1 pseudogene is annotated in these 2,732 nt (G+C 31.5%); it reads left to right on the top strand.

The window, feature by feature from the left end:
• Positions 1-2,732 (top strand): annotated as a pseudogene (locus AYC60_RS08105) (hypothetical protein); the annotation flags it as partial.

Here is a 2,732-nt window from a genome sequence, read left to right as displayed (position 1 = left end):
ACAAAAGATAAGATAGATAATGCAGCAACAAAAGATTTAAATAACCTAACACAATCAGGAAATAATGTAATAAATAACCTTGCAAAACAAGCGATAACAGTAGTAGAAGGAACTAATACTCATGTTAAAGAAAAAAATGTAGAAAATGGATTAAAAACATTTACAGTACATGCAGATAAATCAACTACTAGTGTATCAAGTGCATTAACAATGACAACTACAACAAATAAAGATGCAAATGATGTAGTAACAACAAATTATGCATTAGATTTAAGTCAAGTAACAAAAGATGAAATAAAAGCATCAAAAACAGAAGTAACAGGAACAGGACCAATAGTAGTAGGAGAACCAACAAAAGGAGAAAATGGTCAAAATATATATAATGTAAGCTTAGCAACAAGTACTATTACATCAACAAGTGGAGGAAGTGCAACAGCAGCAACTCCTAATAATATAGCTACAGCGGGAACAGTAGCAACAGCAATAAATGCATTAGGAAATAACACTATAAAATTAGGTGGAGATAAACAAACAGAAACAGCAACACAAAACCTAAATAAAGATGGTGGAATTAAATTTGATGTAATAGGAGATAGTAATATTACAACTAAAGCTTCAGATTCAAAAGTAGAGGTTATGTTAAACAAAGACATCACAGTTGATAGTGTAACTATAACTAATGGGCCAGTAATAAATAATGCTGGAATAGACATGAATGAAAAGAAAATAACAGATTTAGCACCAGGAGAAGTAAATGCAACTTCAAAAGATGCAATAAATGGATCACAATTACATTCAGTAAAAACAGAAGCAGAAAAACATACAACATTATCAGTAGATGGTGGAGATAAAGATACTAAAGATGGGGAAACTACAAATAACTTAGTATTAACAGAAACAACTAATGATAAAGGTGGAAAACACTATGATATTAAATTAGCTGAAAAAGTAGTACTAGGAACAGATGTTTCAAAACAAATAACATTAGATTCAACTACAGGAGAAGTAAAAGCTGGAAAAGTAACAATTAAGGGAGAACCAGGAACAATAAATGGTTTAACTAATACAACATGGAATCCTTCAAAACCTGTAGCAGTAAGTGGACAAGCTGCGACAGAAGATCAATTGAAAACATTAACAGAGTACATTAACACAGAAATTACAGATTATGGATTTAATGTAACTTCAGGAAAAGAAGGAACAGGAACAACTTCTGGAACAGTAGAAGAGGCAAAAGTTTCTAAAGATGAAACAGTAACATTTAAGGCAGGAAATAACTTAGATGTTAAACAATTAGGGAAAGAGTTTACTTATTCATTAAATAAAGACATCACAGTTGATAGTATAACTATAAACAATGGACCAGTAATAAATAGTGATGGATTAAATATGAATAATAAACCAATAACAAATGTTTCACCAGGAAAAAATGGTACAGATGCTGTAAATAAAGATCAATTAGATACAGCAGCAAAAGCAGCAAAAACAGAAGTAACAGGAACAGGACCAATAGTAGTTGGTACTCCAACAAAAGGATCAAATGGACAAGACATATACAATGTAAGTTTAGCCACTAGTCCAATAACTTCTACAAGTGGTGGAAATGCAACAGCAACAAATCCTGATAATATTGCAACAGCAGGAACAGTTGCAACTGCAATAAATGCATTAGGAAGTAATACTATTAAGTTAGGTGGAGATAAAAATTCAGAAACAGAAACACAAAACTTAAATAAAGATAATGGCATTAAATTTGATGTATTAGGAGATAGTAATATTACGACTAAAGCATCAGATTCAAAAATAGAAGTAATGTTAAATAAAGATATTACAGTTGATAGTGTAACTATTAAAGATGGACCAGTAATAAATAGCACTGGAATAGACATGAATGAAAAGAAAATTACAAATTTAGCTGCTGGAGAAGTAAATGAGTCATCAAAAGATGCTGTAAATGGGGCACAATTACATTCAGTTAAAACAGAAGCAGAAAAACACACAACAGTATCAGTAGATGGTGGAGATAAGGATACTAAAGATGGAGAAACAACACAAAACTTAGTACTTACTGAAACTACAAATGATAAGGGTGGAAAACATTTTGATATTAAATTAGCAGATAAAGTGGTGTTGGGAACAGAAGAATCAAAACAAATAACACTAGATTCAACAACTGGAGAAGTTAAAGCAGGAAAAGTAACAATTAAGGGAGAACCAGGAACAATAAATGGTTTAACAAACACGACATGGAATCCAAATAGTATTACAAGTGGACAAGCAGCAACAGAAGATCAATTAAAATCTGCAATATATAGTTATGGATTTAAGGTTATAGCAGGAAAAGATGGAACAGGAACAACAACAGGAACAGTAGAAGAAACAAAAGTATCAAAAGATGAGACAGTAATATTTAAAGCAGGAAATAATTTAAATATTAATCAAAATGGCAAAGAATTTACATACTCATTAAATAAAGATATAACAGGATTAGACAAGATAACATTAGGATCAGATGGACAAGATGGAAAACCTGGAGTATCAATAGATGGAACAAAAGGAACAGTAGGAATAAACGGAGTAGATGGAAGTAAAGCAGACATTACAACAAAAGCAGGAAAACCAGGAGTAAATGGAGCAGATGGAGAGACAATAACACGTATAGAATATACAGATAAAGATGGTACTCCACAAACAGTAGCAACATTAAGTGATGGATTAAAATTTGCAGGAGA

The sequence above is a fragment of the Streptobacillus felis genome (assembly GCF_001559775.1).
In the GTDB taxonomy this organism is placed as follows: Bacteria; Fusobacteriota; Fusobacteriia; order Fusobacteriales; family Leptotrichiaceae; genus Streptobacillus; species Streptobacillus felis.
Note: the sequence above shows the minus strand (reverse complement) of the source record. Positions and strands in the feature narration are given on the sequence as shown.